We start from the raw sequence: 1,560 nt of genomic DNA, 5'->3' as shown, positions 1-1,560 counted from the left end.
TTCGGCTTGTTCGCGATCCAGGAGTCGTAGGCTGCATCGTTGAGACTCGCGTAGCCGAGCAGTCGATGAGCGCCCGCCGACTGCGGATCGGCAGCCAGTGCGAGATTGGCCAGCTTGCGGATTTCGTTGCTGAGCTCTATCGGGTTTTCACTGCGGTTGACCATCATCCCGGAGGCCCAGCTCAGGGAACCACCCGCCTTGACCAGGGCATCAACCCGGGTCGGATCGACCCTGGCGACGGTCATGCACTGGCCGAAATTCTCCTTCGCCAGTTCGTTGACGATTTCGGCCTCGCCGAGATCTCCGCTCCAGGCCAGTGCAAGCAGGATTTCGCTGGTGCTGCACACGCCCTGCCATGCTTCCTGCTGACTGCGCGCGATCTCGGTGACGCGAATGAAATCCGTGCGCGCAGAATCACACAACCTGGTAGCAAGTTCGTTGTCGTTTTGCGCTTCGGCAACCAGTGCCGCCTTGAACTGCAGATCGGCCGCAAGCATCAGGCCCGGCACGGGCCAGGCGACGCGCGGATTATCCTGATTGTGCAAGGTTTCCACTGCCGCATCGAGATCGCCATCGAGGTAGCGGCGGATACCATTCGCGAGAACTGCATCTTGTGGATCCGTGAATTCGATGGCATCCAGATAGGACCTTGCCGCTTCATTGTGTCGCGACTCGATCTCGGCCAGCACTTTCAATCGTTGTTCCGCGTCAGCCAGATCGCGTGATTCAGCGGCCTCCTGTGCCTGCACGGCAAAATGCGCCTGGGCCAGGCGCAATGCCAGTGTCGAATTGCGGATGCCAGCCTCCCAGGCACGTTGCAGCATTGGCAGGGCCTCTGCTGAATGTCCCAGGGCAAGGTTCGCGCGACCCAGCGCATAGTCACGTGCACGCTCCAGCAAGGGATCGCGTTCCGGCGCCATGGCAGCGAGCTCGCCATCAAGCCAGCCGTTCAACTCGCGCAACTGCGGGCTGATGTCACGCAGCGGCTGTGCATGTACGAGTTTGACGCGCGCCTCGAAACGCTCACCGAGCTGACCGAGTTCACGTGCCACGCTTTCCGCACGCTGAGCGCGCTTGTTGGCCTGGAAATGCTGCCAGCCGCTCGCTGCGCCGAGCAGCATCAGCACGATCATCGCCGCAGCACCCAACGCGACAAGCCCCGGGTTTCGCCGCAGGAAACGCTGTCCACGCCGGCGCACGCCAAGGGCACGCGAATTCACATTGCCGTCAGCCAGCGCGGACCTCAGTTCAACCGCGAGAGCGGAGGCATTCGGGTAGCGGTAGCGTGCGTCGCGCTCAAGACATTGCGCGGTGATCGCCGCCACGCCGGCAGGCAGATTTTCGACGATGCGGTCCAGGCGCGGCGCATCCCGCGTGGCCGTATTCAGCATCATCTGTGCAGCAGTGTCAGCAGGCAACGGCAGACGACCCGCGAGCAGGCGGAACAGCAGCACGCCCAGTGCATAGACATCGCAACGCGGATCGAGCGTCTTCTCACCACGCACCTGCTCGGGCGCCATGTAGCCCGGCGTACCCATGGCCGATCCGTCAGACGTCAGG

1 protein-coding gene is annotated in these 1,560 nt (G+C 62.9%); it reads right to left on the bottom strand.

Translation table 11 applies throughout. The annotated features are described in order from the left end of the window. Positions 1-1,538, bottom strand: a 1,538-nt coding sequence (locus tag WBP53_RS06760; protein WP_423927220.1) for a serine/threonine protein kinase, incomplete at its 3' end; no start/stop codon positions are given. Positions 1,539-1,560 lie beyond the last annotated feature (22 nt).

This window comes from Dokdonella sp. (assembly GCF_049593775.1).
In the GTDB taxonomy this organism is placed as follows: domain Bacteria; phylum Pseudomonadota; class Gammaproteobacteria; order Xanthomonadales; family Rhodanobacteraceae; genus Dokdonella.
This window is presented reverse-complemented; position numbering and strand designations above follow the sequence as displayed.